At 68.8% G+C, this 19,738-nt stretch carries 15 protein-coding genes; 11 read left to right on the top strand and 4 right to left on the bottom strand.

Annotated features, from left to right (window positions below; genetic code table 11):
* Nucleotides 1-25: 25 nt before the first annotated feature.
* Genes KB879_RS08665 through KB879_RS08655 form a run of 3 tightly spaced genes read left to right on the top strand, consistent with a single transcriptional unit; the run spans nt 26 to nt 5,187 of the window.
* Nucleotides 26-1,378 carry a hypothetical protein gene (locus KB879_RS08665; protein ID WP_211981013.1) on the top strand — a complete coding sequence of 451 codons (1,353 nt, stop codon included), beginning with the start codon at nt 26-28 and terminating at the stop codon, nt 1,376-1,378.
* 2 nt (nt 1,379-1,380) lie between these two features.
* On the top strand, nt 1,381-3,342 hold the full coding sequence (locus KB879_RS08660; protein ID WP_211981012.1) for a glycosyltransferase: 1,962 nt from the start codon (nt 1,381-1,383) through the stop codon (nt 3,340-3,342).
* A gap of 39 nt (nt 3,343-3,381) precedes the next feature.
* The gene (locus tag KB879_RS08655; protein WP_041228568.1) at nt 3,382-5,187 is read left to right on the top strand and encodes an efflux transporter outer membrane subunit; all 1,806 of its coding nucleotides are present in this window, start codon (nt 3,382-3,384) and stop codon (nt 5,185-5,187) included.
* Nucleotides 5,188-5,214: 27 nt separating this feature from the next.
* On the opposite strand, the gene KB879_RS08650 is transcribed toward KB879_RS08655, so the two are convergent.
* Genes KB879_RS08650 through KB879_RS39255 form a run of 3 tightly spaced genes read right to left on the bottom strand, consistent with a single transcriptional unit; the run spans nt 5,215 to nt 8,257 of the window.
* Nucleotides 5,215-6,432 carry a DUF1624 domain-containing protein gene (locus tag KB879_RS08650; protein ID WP_211981011.1) on the bottom strand — a complete coding sequence of 406 codons (1,218 nt, stop codon included), beginning with the start codon at nt 6,430-6,432 and terminating at the stop codon, nt 5,215-5,217.
* Nucleotides 6,433-6,434: 2 nt separating this feature from the next.
* Nucleotides 6,435-7,307 (bottom strand): TonB-dependent siderophore receptor, encoded by an 873-nt coding sequence (locus tag KB879_RS39260; RefSeq protein ID WP_249221265.1) that lies wholly within the window; start codon nt 7,305-7,307, stop codon nt 6,435-6,437.
* Nucleotides 7,253-8,257, bottom strand: coding sequence for a TonB-dependent siderophore receptor (locus KB879_RS39255; RefSeq protein WP_249221264.1), 1,005 nt, complete (start codon nt 8,255-8,257; stop codon nt 7,253-7,255). Before KB879_RS39255 ends, KB879_RS39260 begins: the two co-directional genes overlap by 55 nt.
* A 99-nt stretch (nt 8,258-8,356) precedes the next feature.
* Between KB879_RS39255 and KB879_RS08640 the strand changes: the two genes are divergently transcribed.
* Nucleotides 8,357-8,779: a Fur family transcriptional regulator gene (locus KB879_RS08640; protein WP_153956622.1), complete on the top strand. Its 423-nt coding sequence runs from the start codon at nt 8,357-8,359 to the stop codon at nt 8,777-8,779.
* Nucleotides 8,780-8,910: 131 nt separating this feature from the next.
* Nucleotides 8,911-9,786, top strand: a complete 876-nt coding sequence (locus KB879_RS08635) for a DMT family transporter (RefSeq protein ID WP_211981010.1) — start codon at nt 8,911-8,913, stop codon at nt 9,784-9,786.
* 9 nt (nt 9,787-9,795) lie between these two features.
* On the opposite strand, the gene KB879_RS08630 is transcribed toward KB879_RS08635, so the two are convergent.
* Nucleotides 9,796-10,377 (bottom strand): GNAT family N-acetyltransferase, encoded by a 582-nt coding sequence (locus tag KB879_RS08630; RefSeq protein WP_153956620.1) that lies wholly within the window; start codon nt 10,375-10,377, stop codon nt 9,796-9,798.
* Between the two features lie 78 nt (nt 10,378-10,455).
* Here KB879_RS08630 and KB879_RS08625 point away from each other — a divergent pair, with 78 nt between their 5' ends.
* The 6 genes from KB879_RS08625 to KB879_RS08600 all read left to right on the top strand — a co-directional run bounded on the left by KB879_RS08625 (nt 10,456) and on the right by KB879_RS08600 (nt 19,691).
* Nucleotides 10,456-10,941, top strand: a complete 486-nt coding sequence (locus KB879_RS08625) for a helix-turn-helix domain-containing protein (RefSeq protein ID WP_211981009.1) — start codon at nt 10,456-10,458, stop codon at nt 10,939-10,941.
* Between the two features lie 318 nt (nt 10,942-11,259).
* Nucleotides 11,260-12,579, top strand: coding sequence for an MFS transporter (locus KB879_RS08620; protein ID WP_013952410.1), 1,320 nt, complete (start codon nt 11,260-11,262; stop codon nt 12,577-12,579).
* Nucleotides 12,580-12,644: 65 nt separating this feature from the next.
* Nucleotides 12,645-15,206: a nitrite reductase large subunit NirB gene (nirB, locus tag KB879_RS08615; protein ID WP_153956619.1), complete on the top strand. Its 2,562-nt coding sequence runs from the start codon at nt 12,645-12,647 to the stop codon at nt 15,204-15,206.
* A gap of 26 nt (nt 15,207-15,232) precedes the next feature.
* Complete coding sequence (gene nirD, locus KB879_RS08610) at nt 15,233-15,616, top strand: nitrite reductase small subunit NirD (protein ID WP_041228566.1); 384 nt, start codon at nt 15,233-15,235, stop codon at nt 15,614-15,616.
* Nucleotides 15,617-15,674: 58 nt separating this feature from the next.
* On the top strand, nt 15,675-16,916 hold the full coding sequence (locus KB879_RS08605) for an NAD(P)/FAD-dependent oxidoreductase (RefSeq protein ID WP_013952407.1): 1,242 nt from the start codon (nt 15,675-15,677) through the stop codon (nt 16,914-16,916).
* A 45-nt stretch (nt 16,917-16,961) separates the two neighbouring features.
* Nucleotides 16,962-19,691, top strand: a complete 2,730-nt coding sequence (locus KB879_RS08600) for a nitrate reductase (protein ID WP_013952406.1) — start codon at nt 16,962-16,964, stop codon at nt 19,689-19,691.
* Nucleotides 19,692-19,738: the final 47 nt, after the last annotated feature.

Below are 19,738 nucleotides of genomic sequence, written 5' to 3'. Positions count from 1 at the left end.
GCCGACGCAGGCAAAGGAGACCCGGATGCGACTGCCGATCCCGACCGCACGCCTACGCCTGCCCCGCCTGGTTGCCGGCGCGCTGCTTCCCGCCATGCTCGCGCTGGCGCCATGCGCGGCGCGCGCTGCCGAGCCTGCCCAGCAGACACTGCTGGCCGACGGCTGCAAGACGCTGGCCGAGCGCGTCAGCCGTGAAAGCGGCAACGGCCCCGTCTTCCTCGCCAGCTATGAACCCGCGCCGGGCGGCGAGCCGCTGGCCCCGGCGCTGCGCAATGCCGCCTTCGTCTACGACAACGCGCTGGCCGGCATCGCGCTGGTGGCCTGCAAGCGCCCCGCCGAAGCGCGCCGCATTGCCGACGCCGTGCTGCAGGCGACCCGCCAGGACCGCCACTTCCGCGATGCGCGCCTGCGCAACGCCTACCGCGCCGGCCCGCTACCGGCTGGCCCGGTGCCGCTGCCAGGCTGGTGGGACGAACCCAGCAAGCGCTGGTTTGAAGATGCCTACCAGGCCGGCACCGCCACCGGCAACGTGGCCTGGGCCGCGCTGCTGCTGCTGGCCGTGCATGACGCCACGCGCGATCCACGCTACCTGGATGGCGCCGCCGCGCTGATGGGCTGGGTGCATGCCACCGTGCCCGACACGGGCGCGCCCGCCGGCTATATCGGCGGCTTCTTCGGCCATGAGCCGAAGCAGACCCGCCAGGGGTGGAAATCGACCGAGCACAACGTCGATACCTATGCCGCCTTCAGTTGGCTCGCCAGCCAGCGCAACGATCCGCGCTGGCGCGATGGCGCGGCGCGCTCGCGCGGCTTTGTCGGCGCCATGTGGCAGGCGCGCGAGGGCCGCTTCATCATCGGCACGCGCGACGATGGGCGCGCGCCAAACTCCGGCCCGTCCGCGCTGGATGCGGTGCTGTGGCCGCTGATCGCGATCCCGGACCCGCCGCAGGACTGGCGCCGCAACCTGGCGTGGGTGGAGGCCAAGCACCGCGCCGGCGCAGGCTACGGCTTCAAGGGCGGCCCCGACGGCATCTGGACCGAAGGCACCGGGCAGGCCGCGCTGGTGCTGCAGGCCGCCGGGCAGGCGCAACAGGCGCAGCCACTGTGGCAGCTGCTGCTGTCGCAGCGGGCGCCGTCCGGGATGCTCTACGCCACGCCCGAGGCACGCATCAGCACCGGGCTGTCGATCGGGCCCACCTCGACCACGGAGGACTTCCACTACTTCCACCTGCCCCACCTGGGCGCCACCGCATGGGCCGTGCTGGCCGCGGCGCGCTGGAACCCCTTCCGTCCGGGCGGATGCCTGGAACCATCCTGCCCGCCGCCGGCCATTGCGGCCGCGCCGGCCAATGCAAGCACCAACACCACCAAGGACTGACGATGTTCGCCCTCTTCCTGGAAAACCAGACGCTGCTGGTCATCAACGGCGGCGTGCTGCTGGCGATGGTGCTGCTCTCGATGCTGTGCCGGCATGACCGGCCGGCGGACCGCGTGCTGTTCGGCGGCGTCGCCGCCTTGCTGCTGGCGGTGTACCTGACCTGGCGCATCCGCGAAACACTGCCGGACTGGCAGATGACCTTCGCCAGCGTGTGGGCCCATGTGTTCTTTACCTTCGAATGCATGACGCTGGCCTATACGCTGCTGTCGATCGTGGTGCTGGCGCGCACCAGCAACCACACCCCAGACGCCGACGCGGGCGAGGCCGCCTTGCGCCGCGCCAAGCAGGTGCCGCCGGTGGACATCTTCATCGCCACCTACAACGAAGGCCTGGACATCCTGGAGAAGACCATTGTCTCGGCGCTGGCGATCGACTACCCGGACTTCCGCGTCTGGGTGCTGGACGACACCCGCCGCGACTGGCTGCGCGAGTTCTGCGAACGCGTCGGCGCGCGCTACGTGACGCGCCCGGACAATGCCCACGCCAAGGCCGGCAATCTCAACAACGGCCTGCGCCACAGCGCCGCGGCCGGCGGCGCGCCCTACATCCTGGTGCTGGACGCCGACTTCGCGCCGCATCGCAATATCCTGCTGCGAACCGTGGGCCTGTTCAGCGATGCGCGCGTGGGCGTAGTGCAGACGCCCCAGTTCTATTACAACGCGGATCCGATCCAGTACAACCTGCGCGCCACCGAATGCTGGGTCGATGAGCAACGCGCCTTCTTCGACGTGATGCAGCCAGCCAAGGACGCCTGGGGCGCGGCGTTCTGCATCGGCACCTCGTTCGTGGTGCGGCGCGATCTGATCGACCTGATCGGCGGCTTTCCCACCGGCACGGTGACCGAGGACATCCACCTGACCTACCGGCTGCTGCCGCACGGCTATCTCACGCGCTGGCTCAATGAGCGCCTGAGCGTGGGGCTGTCCGCCGAAGGCCTGCCCGAGTACATCAGCCAGCGCAGCCGCTGGGGGCTGGGCACGATCCAGGTGGCGCTGACCGCGGACGGGCCACTGCGCGGGCGCGGCTACACCGGGATGCAGCGGCTGCACTACGTGCACGGCCTGCTGCACTGGCTGTCGCGGCCGTTCACGCTGATGCTGCTGGCAGGGCCGCTGCTGTACTGGTACCTCGGCGTCTCTACGCTGTACGGCGAGCCGCTGCAGTTCCTCGCCTACGGCCTGCCGGCGCTGGTGGCGTACTGGGCGTACAGCATCTGGATCACCGGCCAGCGCGCGCTGCCGATCTTCACCGAAGTCACGCAGATCGTGGCGGCGCTGGCCGTCACCGCATCGCTGGTGAGCGCGATGTTCAAGCCATTCGGGCGGCCATTCAAGGTGACAAACAAGGGGCTGGACCGCTCCAAGCTGGTGATCCACGGCAAGTTCGTTGTGCTGTACGCGGGGTTGCTGGGCTTCTCCGCGCTGGGACTGGGCCGCGCCCTGGTGGTGGACCCCGATGCGCAAGGGCTCGCCTTCAACACGATCTGGACCGGGGTGGCGCTGATGCTGTACCTGGCCTCGCTGCTGGTCTGCGTGGAACTGCCGCGCCCGCGCAAGGAAGAGCGCTTCCCGCACCGCGCGGCAGCGCTGCTGCGCGTGGATGGCAAGGAATACCGCGTGACCACCAGGGACCTGTCCTGCAACGGCGTTGCCGTCACCACGCCGCTGGCGCCAGCCATCCTCGCCGGCACCGAGGGCGCGCTGTGGCTGGAGCAAACCGGCTGGATCCCGTGCCGCGTGGTGCGCCGCGACGGGCAGTTGCTGGGCATCGCCCTGAACGCCGGCATGGCGGCGCGCCACGCGCTGATCCGGCTGCTGTTCACCGATCCCGCACACAACATCGCCCGGCAGGGGCGGCCCAAGCTGGCGCTGTCGCGCTTTGTGCGGCGCGCGCTGCTGGGCTGAACCATGCCAGATAACAATCCCCACTCTCCGGAACCATCCATGCGAAGCTTGCCACGCCCCCGTACCCTGCCCCCGCCGCGCCTGCTGCTGCCCGCCGCGCTCGTGCTGGCCCTTGCGGCCTGCTCGCTCGAACCGCAATACCAGCGCCCCGACGCGCCGGTCCCGTCGGCGTGGCCGGAGGGCGCTGCCTACCGCACCCCGCAGGCCAGTGCGGCACAGCCGGGTCAGCCGGCCCAACCCGCCGGCCCTTCGGCCGCGGACCTGGGATGGCGCGATGTTTTCATCGACCCGCAACTGCGGCAGCTGATCGAACTGGCGCTGGCCAACAACCGCGACCTGCGCATGGCCACGCTTGCCATTGACGAAGCGCGCGCGCTGTACCAGATCGAGCGCGCGGCGCAATTCCCCACGGTGGAGGGCAATGCCGGCATGGTCTCGCAGCGGCTGCCGCAACGGCTGCGCGCGGCGGGCCAGTCGCCGCAGATCACCACCTATAACGCAGGCATCGGCTTCACCGCGTTCGAGCTTGATTTCTTCGGCCGGGTGCGCAGCCTCAAGCATGCCGCGCTCGAGGAATACATGGCCACGGAAGAAGCGCGCCGCAGCGCGCAGATCAGCCTGGTGTCCGAGGTGGCCAACGCCTACCTGACGCTGCTGGCCGACCGCGCGCTGCTGAAGCTGTCGCAGGACACGCTGAAGACGCAGCAGGACGCGGCAGAGATGGTGCGGCGCGGGCGCCAGGTCGGTGCGATGGCGCAACTGGACCAGCATCGCGCGCAAACCCAGGTGCAGACCTCGCAGGTGGGCGTTGAGCAATACACGCGGCAGGTGGCGCAGGATGAGAACGCGCTGTCCTTGCTGATCGGCGGCCCGTTGCCGAAATCCGTGACCGATGCCGGCGCGGCAACTGCCAACGCCAACGCGGCCGCGCAAGATCCGCTGGACGCGCGCACCCTGGTGAGCGAGTTCCCCGAAGGGCTGCCGTCCAGCGTGCTGGTGCGCCGCCCCGACATCCTCAACGCCGAGCACCGCCTCAAGGCGGCCAACGCCAATATCGGCGCGGCGCGCGCGGCCTTCTTCCCGCGCATCTCGCTGACCGGCGCGCTGGGCGTGGCCAGCAGCAGCCTGGCGGGGCTGTTCTCCGGCGGCATGGCGTGGGTGTTCGCGCCGCAGCTGACCGTGCCGATCTTCGACGCCGGGCGTAACCGTGCCGGGCTGGATGCGGCCAACGTGCGCAAGGACATCAACGTCGCCAACTACGAGAAGACCATCCAGACCGCGTTCCGCGAAGTGGCCGACAGCATGGCGGCACGCGCCACCTACGAGCGCCAGGTGCAGGCGCAGGAAGCCCTGGTGCGCGAAGGCAGCGAGACCCGGCGGCTGTCGGAAATGCGTTTCAAGAACGGCGTGGACGACTACTTCGGCGTGTTCGACGCGCAGCGCCAGCTCTACACCGCGCAGCAGGCGCTGATCACGTACAAGCTGGCCGGCCTGACCAGCCGCGTATCGCTGTACAAGTCGCTGGGCGGCGGCTGGCGCGAGGTGACCGAGGCCGCCCCGGCGGCCAATGGCGGCGCACGCCAGGCACCCGCCGCGCGGCCGCAAGCCGCGGCACAGCCCCAGGCGGCAGCACGGCCTCAAGCCGTGACGCAACCTCAAGCCGTAGCGCGGTCCCAGGCCGTGGCGCAGCCTCAAGCTGCCGCACAGCCTCAAGCCGCCGCACAGCCGCAAGCCGTGGCACCGGCTCAGGCCGCAGCCCAGCCCCAGGCCGTAGCGCAACCCCAGGCTCCGGCGCAATCCCCGGCGGCGGCACAGCCGGCACCCGTCGCGGCTACGCCGCGCTGAGCCGGGCGTGCGGGACCCAGGCGCTGGTCAGAAGTACTTCAGCCAGCGCCAGTCCCGCCGCCTTGCCTTCAGCGCCGCGAACCAGCGCACCGTCGGCCACAGCACCAGGGCCAGCACGGCCGCCCCCAGCCACAGCTGCCAGACGTGGTCGAGACCGAACACCTTGCCCTGGTTCAGTCCCCAGCGGTGCACGCAGGCCTGGTACAGCCCCTGCAGCACGTAGAGGTGCAGCAGGTAGAAGAACATCGGCACGGCGCCGAACACGGCCATGCGCCGCGCGATCCAGCCGCCCTGCGCACGCTCCAGCCACGCCAGCAGCAACCAGCCCACTCCCAGCGTCAGCAGCAGGAACAGCAGCGACGGCGGGTACTTGGTGACGTTGAGGAAGCTCATCGCGGTGTGCAAGGCGTCGCTGCCCGAGATCCACTTCTGCTCCTGCCCGTAGCCGTTCAGCCCGCGCAGCACCGCAAAGCCTGCCAGCGCCGCCAGCCCGCATCCAGCCAGCAGCCGCTGCCGCACCCCGGCAGGCACCGTGGCGGCAAACCACGGCCCCGCCGCATAGCCCAGCGCAATCACGCCGATCCACGGCAGCACCGGGTATGAGGTGCGCACCCTGAAGCCGTCAGCCACCTCGATCCAGGTGCGGTCGTGCAGGATGGCCCAGGGCACGTGCCAGGCGCTGTCCACCGGGAAATGCAGCGGGCTCAGAAGGTTGTGGCCAGCCACCAGCGCAATGCCCGCGGCAATCAGCACCGCCCGCGGCAGCCATACCAGTGCCGCCAGCGCCATCATGCTCAGGCCGATGGCCCAGATCACCTGCAAGTAGATCACCTGCGGCGGCAAGGTCCCGGTCCAGGCAAAGCCGACCAGCGTCACCTCCAGCAGCACCAGGAACACGCCGCGCTTGAGCAGGAAGCCGCTGACGGCGCGCCGGTCGTGGCCGGCGGCACCGTAGAGCCACGCCGATACGCCGGCCAGCCAGATGAAAACCGGTGCGCACAGATGCGCGGCGAGCCGGCTGAAGAAAAGTGCCGGAGAGGTCGTGGCGACATCCATGGGATCGGCCACCTGGACGTGCAGGAAGAACATATCCCGCACGTGGTCCAGCAGCATGGTCAGGATCACCAGTCCGCGCAGAGCATCAATGGACGGCAGCCGGCCGCCGGCCGGCCGCGTGCCCGCGGCAGAAGGGAAGACTGTCGGAGAAGACAGGGGCGCGGCAGTGCGCGACTTGGCTGGCAGCATCGTCAATAGCTCAGTTGCACGCCCAGCCGCACGCTGCGGCCCGCGCCCGGCGCAATCCACAGGCTGCTGTACGAACTGGCGTAGTAGGTCTTGTCGAACAGGTTGCCCACATTGAGCGACACACGCACATTGCGGCTGTATTGCCAGTAGCCATGCAGATCCACCAGCACATAGGCTGGCAGCGAGAAGCTGTCCTGCACATCGCCCGGACGCCGCCCCACGTAACGCAGGCGGGCACCAACGCCATAGCGCTGGCCCACCGGCGCGGCATCCTCGTACACCGCCAGCAAGCTGCCGCTGGTGCGCGGCACGTTGGACAGCGGCGTGCCGGCGGCAAGTCGCGTGTCCTGCGTGATCTCGGCATCGGTCAGCGCAAAGCTGCCCGACACGCGCCAGTGGGTGCCAAGCTGCCCGGCCACGTCCAGCTCCAGGCCGCGGCTGCGCGCTTCGCCGGCGGCGATATAGAAGGACGGATCGGACGGGTCGGCGGCCAGCACATTGCGCTTGCGGATCTCAAAGATCGCCAGCGTGGCGCCGGTGCGGCGGTCCTCGCTGTCGAACTTGATGCCGGCCTCCACGGCGCGGCCGCGCTCGGGGTCGAACGGCTGGCCCGCGGCGTCGGCGCCGGCATTGGGGCGGAATGACTGGCTGGCATTGGCAAACAGCGACACGTTCTGGCTGGCCAGGTAGCTCACGCCCACGCGCGGCGACACCGCGTTCTGGTGCTGCGTGGTGCGCGTGCCGCGCAGGTGGTTGTCCAGCGACTGGTCGACGGCGTCGAAGCGCACGCCGGCCAGCACGCGCCAGCGCTCGCCCAGGCTCAGCTGGTCCTGCAAGTAGGCGCCGAGATTGCGCTGGCGCTCGTACGTGTCCATGTTCCACTGCTGTCCAGCCGCATGTCGCCGTCGCCGGGCTCGCCCGGGAAGCGCGAGCGCGGGATGCGCCCCAGCTGGCCGTTGACGGCCACCACGCCGCGGTCCATCGGCGTGGTGTAGCGCTGGAATTCAGCCGCGTACTGCAGCACGGTGTCGTTACCGAGCGTCCAGGTGAACGACGGCGCCACCAGGTAGCGCTGGCTGTTGATGTAGTCGCGCGTGCTGCCCTGGTGGTCGGCCACGGCGATCAGCCGGCCGGCCACGTTCTCGCCGAGCGGGCCGGTGACGTCGGCCGTGACACGATAGCCGTCGCGCGTGCCAAGCTCGAAGCCATAGCGCTGCGCGGGCCGGAACTGCGGCTGGCGCGTGACCACGTTGAAGGTGCCGCCCGGCTCGCTGGTGCCGTACAGCGATGACGTGGGGCCCTTGAGCACTTCCACGCGCTCGATGGTGGCCGCATCCATCGGCGCGGTATAGCCGCGGTTGGCGGCAAAGCCGTTGACCAGGTAGCCCGCGCCGGTGTTCTCATGGCCGGTGAAGCCGCGCATGGCGAAGTTGTCCCACAGGCCGCCGAAGTTGTTCTGGCGCGCGATGCCGCTGACATAGTCGAAGGACTGGTCGAAACGGGTCGCGGCGATGTCGTCCAGCATGGCGCGCGGCACCACGCGCACTGACTGCGGAATCTCGCGCAGCGGCGTGTCGGTGCGGGTCGCGCCGGAGGCGTCGGGTGGGTTGTATGATGCGGAGGCCGTGCCGACCACCGACACCGCCGGCAGCGTAATATCGGAGGCCTCGGCGGTATCCGCCGCCTCGGCCAGGCCGGACATCGCCAGCATCAGGGCGGCCACCGGCCGCAATGAGCGCGCCTGGACCGGGCGCAAGTCTGGTACAGCAGGCAGGAACGAAAACGGCATGCGGTGCCGGGCACGGCTGGGCTGCGCAAGCAGCATAAGGAACACCCCAATAAAAACGAGTCGCGGCGGCGGCCATCCGACTGGCAAACCGCAGCGACTCACTAATGATAATAATTTCTCATTAAAATTTTAGGCATGGAACGCATGACCCGTCAACGCGGCGCCGTCATCGACGCGCTGCGCGAAGCTGGCCGGCCCCTGAGCCCGGCCGAAATCCTGGCCGCGGCACAGCGCCAGGTGCCGTCCCTGGGTCTGGCCACGGTCTATCGCAACATCCGCACCCTGCTGGACGATGCGCAGGTGCATGCGGTGGAACTGCCGGGCCAGCCCGACCGCTATGAACTGGCGGGCGAACCCGGCGCCGTGACGCACCGCCACTACTTCCAGTGCCTGACGTGCGATCGCGTATTTCCGCTGGAAGGGTGTCCCGGGCACATGGAAGAGATCACGCCGCCGGGCTTCGAGGTGGAGCACCACGAGCTGACGCTGCTGGGGCGTTGCCCGGACTGCGCCAGCAAGTCCGGCAAGCGGCGCAAGGCGGCGGCGCGGGACCACTGAACAGCGGCGTGTTCGGGGCACGGCCAACTGTACTGAGCCGCTGGTCCACACCTGTATATGGCGCTTGCGCCGTGCTTGCCGCATGATGCGGCAGCATTGCACAGGCCACGCCATCAAACAGGATCTCCAAATTGCCGCAAACCGCCGCCCACCGTCGCTCGACCCTGATCGCCGTGCTGGCCCTGACCGGCTCGATGGCCTCGCTGTGCATCGGCACCTCGTTTGCCAAGAGCCTGTTCTCGGCGCTCGGGGCACAGGGCACCACGGCGCTGCGGGTGAGTTTCTCGGCGCTGATCCTGCTGTGCGTCTGGCGCCCGTGGCGCATCCCGCTGACGCGGGCCAACGCGCGCGCGATCGCGCTGTACGGTGCGGCGCTGGGCGCGACCAACCTGCTGTTCTACATGTCGCTGCGCACCATCCCGCTGGGGCTGGCGATCGCGATCGAGTTCACCGGGCCGCTGACGGTCGCGGTGCTGTCGTCGCGGCGCGCGATCGATTTCCTGTGGATCGCCTTTGCCGTGGCCGGGCTGCTGCTGTTGCTGCCGGTGGGCGATGCCGCCGGCACGCTGGATCCTGTGGGCATCGGCTATGCGCTTGCCGCGGGGGTGGGCTGGGCGCTGTATATCGTGTTCGGGCAGATGGCGGGCAACGCCCACGGCGGGCAGGCCACCTCGCTGGGGCTGACCATAGCGGCCCTGGTGGTGCTGCCGTTCGGGCTGGCGCATGCGGGCACCGCGATGTTCAGCCCGACGCTGCTGCTGTTCGGGCTGGCGGTGGGCATCCTGTCGAGCGCGATTCCCTATTCGCTGGAGATGGTGGCGCTCAAGCGGCTGCACCGGCGCACCTTCGGCATCCTGCTGAGCATGGAGCCGGCGATGGGCGCGCTGGCCGGGCTGGCGTTCCTGCATGAACAGCTGAACGCGCTGCAATGGCTGGCGATCGCCAGCATCATCACCGCCTCGGTCGGCTGCACCATGACCTCGCGCGGCAAGCGCGAAGCCGGTTGACCGCTGGGCTCAGGACGCGCTGAACCAGTCCGCCGGCAGCCGCAGCTCGCTGCGCGCCGGCTGGCCAAGCGCCAGCGTGACTTCATGCAGGTAGCTGTCCTCCGGATTGCGGCGGCTGGCAAAACCGAGGCCGCGCAGGATGGCCAGCATGCGGCGGTTCTCGCTGAGCACGTCGCCGCGCAGGGTGCGCAGGCCGGCCGCGCGGGCCAGCTCGCACAGCCTGGCGATCAGGCGCCGCCCCAGTCCCTGCCCTTGCCAGCCGTCGGCAACGACCACGGCAAATTCCCCGACCTGCCCGGACACCACGTATTCCGCACTGGCGACAATGGCTGATACGCCCTCTGCGTCGGGCGCCTCCACCACCAGCGCCACCCCGCCAGGGCCTGGCGCGGCCAGGCCGTCGACAATCGCGTCCACCACGCGCCCGCCGCTCAGGAAGCGGAAGTAACGGCTCTCACGCGAAAGCCCGTCCACCAGCGCGCGCAGCGCCCCACCATCCTGTGGCCGCGTACGGCGCAGCGTGACCTGCACGCCCCGTCCCACCATCCAGCTTTCCGCCTTGCCCGTGCGGGCTTCGCTTTGATCATCCATCCTGGCACCATCTGGATTCAAAATTTGTAGTCAGAGTATAGGAGATAACCTGACTTTTGCAAATGAAGTCAGCATGCTATGCTTGCCCGCATCATGACCCCCAATGCGTCCGACCTCCGCCACTGCTCGATTGCCGCCACGCTGTCGCTGATCGGCGAAAAGTGGACAATGCTGATCCTGCGCGACGTCTTCCACGGCGTGACGCGCTTCGACGACTTCCTGCGCCGGCTGGAATGCTCGCCCGCGGTGCTGTCCGCGCGCCTCAAGACGCTGACCGACGCCGGTCTGCTGCGCAAGGTCGGCTACCGCGAGCCCGGCGAGCGCGAACGCTCCGAATACCGCCCCACCCGCGCCGCCGTGGAGTTGCTGCCGGTGCTGGTCGGCCTGATGCAGTGGGGCGACAGCCACATGGCCCCGTCCGGCGAAGGCCCGGTGCAGATCCGCTCGCGCGCCAGCGGCAAGCTGGTACGCGCGGCACTGGTCGACGAGGACGGCGCGGAAGTATCGCCGCGAGATATGCGGATCGTCCCCGTCAACGCCCAGTCCCCGGCTTCGGACCAGTAGCACCGAGCGCGGTATTGCACCGCACCAGCGCAGCCCACCGCACTGCACCATGAGTGTGCCGCCAGCCCGGCGGCCGCCCCACCACAGCGCATCCCGGCATCACTCCGCCGCACCTCAGCGCAACAAACCCCCACTCACCGTCACATACCGGCCTGGCACACCCCTTGCGTAACAGGGTACGGGTCCGTCAACGGCGACCGGCCCACCCCACATACGCAGCCTCTATTCCATGTAGTGGCTGTCAGGACAACGGCGTCCCCAGAACTGGCCTGAATGGCCTGGTTTGCGGGACGCCATTTGTTTTTGGAGCCAAGGACGATGACCGCCAAAGCCACCCGCATCGAGCTGCTGAGCTTTAAGACCCCGCAGATGCGCGCCTTCCACCTGACCTGGATGGCGTTCTTCGTCTGCTTCTTTGCGTGGTTTGCCTGCGCGCCGCTGATGCCGGTGCTCAAGGGCGAGTTCGGCCTGACCCCGGGCCAGATCGCCAACATCAATATCGCGGCGGTGGCGGTGACCATCCTGGTGCGCCTGGTGATCGGCCCGATGTGCGACCGCTTCGGCCCGCGCAAGACCTATACCGGCCTGCTGGCGCTGGGCGCGCTGCCGGTGCTGGGCGTGGCGCTGGCACAGAACTACGAGACCTTCCTGACCTTCCGCCTGCTGATCGGCGCAGTCGGCGCCAGCTTTGTGATCACGCAGTACCACACATCGGTGATGTTCGCGCCCAACGTAGTCGGCACCGCCAACGCAGCCGCGGCCGGCTGGGGCAATGCCGGCGGCGGCGCCGCGCAAGCCATCATGCCGCTGCTGCTGGCCGCCGTGCTGATGCTCGGCGCCGACCACGCGTTCGGCTGGCGCTTCGCCCTGCTGGTGCCGGGCGTGCTGATGCTGATCATGGCCGTCGTCTACTGGCGCTTCACCCAGGACTGCCCGGAAGGCAACTACTCGGACCTGCGCGCCCGCGGCATCGCCATCACCGGCAAGGACGGCGGCAAGGGCGGCGGCTGGGCCAGCTTCCGCGCCGCCAGCGCCAACTATCGCGTGTGGCTGCTGTTCATCACCTACGGCGCCTGCTTCGGCGTGGAGATCTTCATCCACAACATCGCCGCCTCGTACTACGTCGACCGCTTCGGCCTGAGCCTGAAGGCCGCCGGCATGGCCGCCGCGAGCTTCGGCCTGCTGGCGCTGTTTGCCCGCGCCCTGGGTGGCTGGTTGTCGGACAAGGCGGCGCGCCGCCGCGGCCTGGACGCACGCGCCACGCTGCTGTTCGTGCTGATTCTGGGCGAAGGCCTGGGCCTGCTGTGGTTCGCGCAGGCCGGCAACGTGACGCTGGCGGTGGTCGCGATGCTGCTGTTCGGCCTGTTCACCCACATGGCCTGCGGCGCGACCTACGCCCTGGTGCCCTTTATCGACCGCAAGGCGCTGGGCGGCGTGGCCGGCATCATCGGCGCTGGCGGCAACGTGGGCGCCGTCGCCGCGGGCTTCCTGCTCAAGGGCCTGGGCGACCTGCAGCACACGCTGACGGTGCTGGGCGTGCTGGCCACCATCGCCGCCCTTTGCGCCATCGCCATCCGCTTCAGCGCCGAGCACAAGGCCCAGGAGCAGGCGCTGTACGACAGCGCAATGGCCAACTGATTTTGAAGCATCGCTCCCACAGCACAACAAGCAGCAAAGACTGACTACCGGACAAGGAAAGCATCATGAAACTGATCATCGTCGGCCACGGCATGGTGGGTCACAAGTTCCTGGAATGCCTGGCGGAAGCCGGCGCGCAGAACGTGGAAGTGACCGTGCTGTGCGAAGAACCGCGTCCCGCCTACGATCGCGTGCACCTGTCCGAGTTCTTCGCCGGCAAGTCAGCCGAGGACCTGTCGCTGGTGCCCGCCGGCTTCTTCGAGCAGCACAACAACATGCTGCTGCGCCTGAATGCGCGTGCGGTAGAGATCGACCGCGCCGCGCGCACGGTGAAGGTATCGACCGGCGAGACCCTGTCCTATGACAAGCTGATCCTGGCCACCGGCTCCTACCCCTTCGTGCCGCCGGTGCCGGGCAAGGACCGCAAGGACTGCTTTGTCTATCGCACCATCGAAGACCTGGAAGCGATGCGCGAATGCGGTGCGCGCTCGAAGACCGGCGTGGTGGTCGGCGGTGGTTTGCTTGGCCTGGAGTGCGCCAAGGCGCTGCGCGACATGGACCTGCAGACGCACGTGGTGGAGTTTGCGCCGCGCCTGATGGCGGTGCAGGTCGACGAAGGCGGCGGCCGCATGCTGCGCCAGAAGATCCATGGCCTGGGCGTGACCGCGCATACCGGCAAGAACACGGTGGAGATCATCGACGGCGAAGACGGCACCCACCGCATGGTGTTTGCCGACGGCACCCACCTCGACACCGACATGATCGTGTTCTCGGCCGGCATCCGCCCGCGCGACGAACTGGCGCGCACCAGCGGCCTGGCGGTGGGCGAGCGCGGCGGCATCGTGGTGGACAACCAGTGCCTCACCTCGGACCCCGACATCTACGCCATCGGCGAATGCGCGCTGTGGCAAGGCAAGATCTACGGCCTGGTGGCGCCGGGCTATGACATGGCCCGCGTCGCCGCGCGCCACCTGCAGGGCGAAGCCGCCGAGTTTGCCGGCGCCGACATGAGCACCAAGCTCAAGCTGATGGGCGTGGACGTGGCCAGCATCGGCGACCCGCACGGCACCGTGCCGGGCGCGCGCTTCTACCAGTTCTGCGACGACCGCAAGGAGGTCTACAAGAAGCTGGTGGTGTCCGACTGCGGCAAGTACCTGCTGGGCGGCGTGCTGATCGGCGACGCCAGCGAGTACGGCACGCTGCTGCAGATGATGCTGAACAAGATCGAGCTGCCCGAGTCGCCCGAATTCCTGATCCTGCCCGACAGCAGCGGCAAGGCCAAGCCCGCGCTGGGCGCCGACGCCCTGCCCGACACTGCCCAGATCTGCTCGTGCAACAACGTCTCCAAGAGCGAGATCTGTTCGGCCGTGTGCGACGGCGCCACCAGCATCGGCGCGCTCAAGACCTGCACCAAGGCCGGCACCGCCTGCGGCGGCTGCGTGCCGCTGGTCACGCAGATCATGAAGGCCGAGATGAAGAAGCAGGGCATGGCCGTCAACAACCATCTCTGCGAGCACTTCCCGTACTCGCGCCAGGAGCTGTATCACCTGGTGCGCGTGGGCAAGTTCAAGACCTTCGATGCGCTGCTGGAAGCGCACGGCAAGGGCATGGGCTGCGATATCTGCAAGCCGGCAGTGGGCAGCATCCTGGCCTCGTGCTGGAACGAGTTCGTGCTCAAGGAAGAGCACGCCAGCCTGCAGGACTCTAACGACTACTACCTGGCCAACATCCAGAAGGACGGCACCTACTCGGTGGTGCCGCGCATGCCGGGTGGCGAAGTCACGCCCGAGGGCCTGATCGCGGTCGGCCAGGTGGCAAAGAAATATGGTCTCTACACCAAGATCACCGGCGGCCAGCGCGTGGACCTTTTTGGTGCACGTGCCGAGGAACTGCCTTTCATCTGGGAAGAACTGATCGCCGCCGGCTTTGAATCGGGCCATGCCTACGGCAAGGCGCTGCGCACGGTGAAGTCGTGCGTGGGCTCCACGTGGTGCCGCTATGGCGTGGGCGATTCGGTGGGCCTGGCGATCGAACTGGAGAACCGCTACAAGGGCCTGCGCGCGCCGCACAAGATCAAGTTCGGCGTGTCCGGCTGCACCCGCGAATGCGCCGAGGCGCAAGGCAAGGATGTTGGCGTGATCGCCACGGACAAGGGCTGGAACCTGTACGTGTGCGGCAACGGCGGCATGAAGCCGCGCCATGCAGAGCTGCTGGCCAGCGACCTCGACCACGACACCCTGGTGCGCTACATCGACCGCTTCCTGATGTTCTACGTGCGCACCGCCGACCGCCTGCAGCGCACCAGCGTCTGGCGCGACAACCTGGAAGGCGGCCTGGACTACCTCAAGGCCGTGGTGCTGGACGACAAGCTGGGCCTCGCCGCCGAACTGGAAGCCGAGATGCAGCACGTGGTCGACACCTACGAAGACGAGTGGAAGAAGGCCGTGACCGATCCCGAGACACGCAAGCGCTTCCGCCACTTCGTCAACAGCGACCGCCGCGACGACAACGTCGCCTTCATCGAAGAGCGCGGGCAGATCCGCCCGGCCACGCCGGAGGAACGGAAATTGCATCGTTCCCGCCTGAGCCACATTCCCGTGGTGTCCATGCCCGCGAAAGCAGCCTGACCGTGCCCGCAAACAAGGAGAACGTGATGAGCCATCCCCACCATCCTGAGACCTGGACCGCCGTCTGCACCGTGCGCGATATCGTGCCCAACACTGGTGTGTGCGCGCTGGTGGACGACAAGCAGGTCGCCGTGTTCCGCATCGGCCGTGGCGACGAGGTCTACGCCATCGACAACTTCGATCCCAACTCGCAGGCCGCGGTGCTGTCGCGCGGGCTGGTCGGCAACCTGGGCGAGCGCCTGGTGGTGGCTTCGCCGATCTACAAGCATCACTTCGACCTGCGCACCGGCGAGTGCCTGGAAGCCCCCGAGCATTCGGTCAATGCCTACGCCGCACGCGTCTATGACGGCAAGATCTGGATTGCCGCCGGCGTGGCCGTGAGCGAGGCCGAGGAAGAACTCGCCGCCTGACACCGGCGCCCATTTGATGTTCCCCCTGTCCTCAAGCCACGCCAACGGAGATGCCGGCATGACGCCTTCCGCCAACCCCCAAGCCCGCCCGCGCCTGGTCGTCGTCGGCAACGGCATGGCCGGCATGCGCACTGTGGAGGAGCTGCTCAGGCTCGCCCCGGACCTGTACGACATCACGGTGTTCGGGGCCGAGCCGCACGGCAACTACAACCGCATCCTGCTGTCGCCGGTGCTGGCCGGCGAAAAGTCGGTGGCGGACATCATGCTGAATACGCGCGAGTGGTACACCGAGCGTGGCATCGAACTGCTTGCCGGCGATCCGGTGGTGGCCATCGACCGCCCGCGCCGCATCGTGCGTTCAGCCTCGGGGCGCGAAGTGCGCTACGACCGCCTGCTGCTGGCTACCGGCTCCAAGCCCTTCATCCTGCCGGTGCCGGGTCACCAGCTCGACGGCGTGATCGCCTTCCGCGATATCCAGGACGTGGAGACCATGCAGCAAGCCGCGCGCGACCACCGCCATGCGGTGGTGATCGGCGGCGGCCTGCTTGGGCTGGAGGCGGCCAACGGGCTGCTGCGCCAGGGCATGGACGTGACCGTGGTGCACCTGCCCGACAGCCTGATGGAGCGCCAGCTCGACAAGCCCGCCGCCACGCTGCTCCAGAGCGCGCTCGAACGCAAAGGCCTGCGCTTCCTGCTGGGCGCGCAGACCGCGGAGATCCTCGGCACCGACCGCGTCACCGGCGTGCGCTTCAAGGACGGCAGCGAGATCCCCGCCGACCTGGTGGTGATGACCGCCGGCGTGCGCCCCAATATCGAACTGGCCACCGGCGCCGGCCTGCACTGCGAGCGCGCCATCGTCGTCGACGACACGCTGCAGACCTATGATCCGCGCATCTACGCCGTGGGCGAGTGCGTGCAGCATCGCCAGGCCACCTTCGGCCTGGTGGCGCCGATCTGGGACCAGGCGCGCGTGTGCGCCGCGCACCTCGCCGGTGCCGGCCATCGCCGTTACGTGCAGCAGGCCACCGCGACTAAACTGAAAGTGACCGGCGTCGACCTGTATTCTGCCGGCGACTTCATCGGCGCCGAAGGCAGTGAAGACCTGGTGCTGCGCGATCCGCGCCGCGGCGTCTACAAGCGCCTGGTGCTGCAGGACGGTTATCTGGTCGGCGCCGTGCTGTACGGCGACGTGCAGGACGGCCCCTGGTACTTCGACATGATCCAACGCCGCACGCCGGTGGGCGCGCTGCGCCAGCGCCTGTTGTTCGGTCAGGCGCAGTGCGAAGCGCTCGCCGCATAAGCATCACCGTAAGTAAGCTATACAACGCCCCCGCACGGAGAACGCGTGAACCTGTCCGACATCCCGGTCGTCTCGGCGACACTGACCACCACCACCGCCACCACCTGCCCGTACTGCGGCGTCGGCTGCGGCGTGCGCGCCACCGTGCGTGCCGACGGCCAGGTCGAGATCGCGGGCGACGCGCAGCACCCGTCCAATCACGGCCGGCTGTGCGTGAAAGGCTCGGCGCTCGGTGAAACCGTGGACCTGGAAGGCCGCCTGCTCCACCCCAAGGTGCGCGGCACCGACGGCTCGCTGCAGCAAGTCTCCTGGGACCATGCGCTGGACACCGTAGCGCAAGGCTTCTCGGACATCGTCCGCCGCCACGGCCCGGATTCGGTCGCGCTCTATGTCTCGGGCCAGCTGCTGACCGAGGACTACTACATCGCCAACAAGCTGATGAAGGGCTTCATCGGCAGCGCCAATATCGACACCAACTCGCGCCTGTGCATGTCGTCGGCCGTGGCCGGCCACAAGCGCGCCTTCGGCGAAGACCTGGTGCCGGGCAACTACGAAGACCTGGAACTGGCCGACCTGGTGGTGCTGGTGGGCTCCAACACCGCGTGGTGCCATCCGATCCTGTTCCAGCGCCTGTCCCAGGCCAAGGAAGCGCGCCCCGAGATGAAGATCGTGGCGATCGACCCGCGCCGCACCGCCACCTGCGAACTGGCCGACCTGCACCTGGCGATCCGCCCGGGCACCGACGTGTGGCTGTTCAACGGGCTGCTGAGCTACCTCGCGCGCGAAGGCCGCACCAGCGCCGCCTTCGTCGCCGCCAGCACCGCGGGGCTGGACGAAGCCCTGCAGGCCGCGGATGCGGCCTGCGCCGATCCCGCTGCCGTGGCCCGCGCCTGCAAGCTGAACGTGCAGGACGTGCTGGCGTTCTACCAGCTGTTCGCGCAGACCGAAAAGACCGTGACCGCCTTCTCGCAAGGCGTCAACCAGTCGTCGGCCGGCACCGACAAGGTCAACAGCATCATCAACTGCCACCTGCTGACCGGCCGCATCGGCGCCCCGGGAATGGGCCCGTTTTCGCTCACCGGCCAGCCCAATGCAATGGGCGGGCGCGAAGTCGGCGGCCTGGCCAACATGCTGGCCGCACACATGGAACTGGCCAACCCGCTGCATCGCGACGTCGTGCAAAGCTTCTGGCAATCGCCGATGGTGGCCGACCGCCCGGGCCTGAAGGCGGTGGAACTGTTCGAGGCCATCGAAGCCGGCCGCGTCAAGGCGGTCTGGGTGATCGCCACCAACCCCGTGGTGAGCCTGCCCGACGCCGACCAGGTGCGCCGCGCGCTGGCCAGGTGCGAACTGGTGGTCACCAGCGACATCATCGAGCGCACCGACACCAACGCCGCTGCGCACGTGCTGCTGCCCGCGCTGGGGTGGGGCGAGAAAGACGGCACCGTTACCAACTCGGAACGGCGCATTTCCCGTCAACGCGCCTTCCTGCCCGCGCCTGGCGAGGCGCGCGCCGACTGGCGGATCCTGTGCGACGTCGCGCGCCGCATGGGCTTTGACGGCTTCGACTATGCGGGCGTGCATGAAATTTTCGACGAGCACGCGCGCCTGAGCGCCTGGCGCAACGATGCCGCACCGCGCGTGTTCGACATCGGCGCGCTGGCCGGGCTGGACCAGGCGCACTATGACGCGCTGGAGCCCGTGCAATGGCCGCTGCCCGCGGGCGCTCCGGCCGGCGCCGGCACGCAGCGCCTGTTTGCCGATGGCCGCTACGCCCATGCCGACGGCCTGGCCCGCTTTGTCGCCACGCCGCCGCGCTCGCCGGCCCACGCGCCCGACGACGATTTCCCGCTGATCCTCAACACCGGCCGCGTGCGCGACCAGTGGCACACCATGACGCGCACCGGCAAGTCGGCCAAGCTGGCCGACCACCTGCCCGAGCCCTTCGTCGACATGCACCCGCAGGACGCGCTGCTGTCCGGCGTGGGCGAAGGCAAGCTCGCGCGCGTCAGCACGCGCTGGGGCGCGATGGTGGCACGCGTGCGCCATGGCGGTGGCATCCCGCGCGGCAGCGTGTTCGTGCCGATCCACTGGAACGGCCAGTTCAGCTCCGACGCACGCGTCGGCGCGCTGGTCAATCCTGTGGTCGATCCCGTTTCCGGCGAGCCCGAATTCAAGCACACGCCGGTACGCGTGGAGCCATTCGGCGTGAACTGGCATGGCTTCGTGCTGAGCCGCGGCGCGCTGCCCGCCGAAGCGCTGACCTACTGGACGCGCGTGCAGGGCCGACAGTTCCAGCGCTATGAATTCGCCGGCCGCGACACCGTGGCCGACCGCACCGCCTGGGCCCGAGCGCTGCTCGGCGTGACCGACCCGGACGCCGACTGGCTCGAGTACGAGGACCGCACCGCCGGCGTCTACCATGCGGGCTATGTCGTCAACGACCGGCTTGAAGCGTGCGTCTACGTGTCGACGCGGCCCGAGCTGCCCTCGCGCGCGTGGCTCGCCGGCCTGTTCGGCCGCGAGCAGCTGGAAGACGCCGACCGCATCGGCCTGCTGCTCGGCCAGCCGATGGAGAAAGGCGCCGACACCGGCCCGACGGTGTGCTCGTGCTTTGGCGTGGGCCGCAACACCATCTGCGACGCCGTGCGCAAGCACGACCTGAAGACGCCTGCGGAGATCACCGCCTGCGTCAAGGCCGGCGGCAACTGCGGCTCGTGCGTGCCGGAACTGAAAAAGCTGCTGGTGGAAGTGCGCGTGGCCGAAGTCGCCTGAGCGGTGCGGTAGCGAGGCAACTGGGTTAGCAGCCAGCCGGCCTGATC

This window comes from Cupriavidus sp. KK10, assembly GCF_018223725.1.
Taxonomy (GTDB): domain Bacteria; phylum Pseudomonadota; class Gammaproteobacteria; order Burkholderiales; family Burkholderiaceae; genus Cupriavidus; species Cupriavidus necator.
This window is presented reverse-complemented; position numbering and strand designations above follow the sequence as displayed.